The 470-nt window shown below is 77.0% G+C and carries 1 protein-coding gene; it reads right to left on the reverse strand.

All coding sequences use genetic code 11. The annotated features are described in order from the left end of the window. Positions 1–470 (reverse strand): hypothetical protein (locus C1J00_RS44125; protein ID WP_219728424.1); only part of this gene is annotated, 470 nt, incomplete at both ends.

A 470-nucleotide genomic window follows, 5' to 3' on the forward strand; every position in this document is an offset into this window, starting at 1 on the left:
GATCTTCTGGTCGTGCCGGTCCACCGCGGTCTCCCGCAGCGGCTGGCCGTCGTCGGTGACGTGCGGCAGGCCGCTGCGGGCCGCGACCACCAGCGGGTCCGCCCAGTCGGGCGGCGTACGCCGCCACAGCGGCGGCAGGCGCTCGTCCGCCTCGTCCGTCAGCTCGCCGCGGACGCGCCGGACCGTCCGCCAGCCGCCGCCGCCCTCGTCGACGGCGAAGGCGACCCGGTCGGCGTCGAACGAGGTGATCGCGTACCGCAGCGCCACCCGGGCCACGTCGTCGAGGGTGAGCGTCCCGGCGAGCGCGGCCGCGAAGTCGCCGAGGCTCTGCAACTGCTGGGTGACCTGGCTGGTCTCGGCCGCCACGGCGAGCACCCCGACGGTGCGCCCGGCACCGTCGCGGACCGGGGAGTAGCCCCGGGTGAAGACCGCGTGCTCGACCGCGCCGGAGCGGCGGTGCAACGGGAACG

Origin of the sequence: Streptomyces cahuitamycinicus, from assembly GCF_002891435.1 — a bacterium.
Taxonomy (GTDB): Bacteria; Actinomycetota; Actinomycetes; order Streptomycetales; family Streptomycetaceae; genus Streptomyces; species Streptomyces cahuitamycinicus.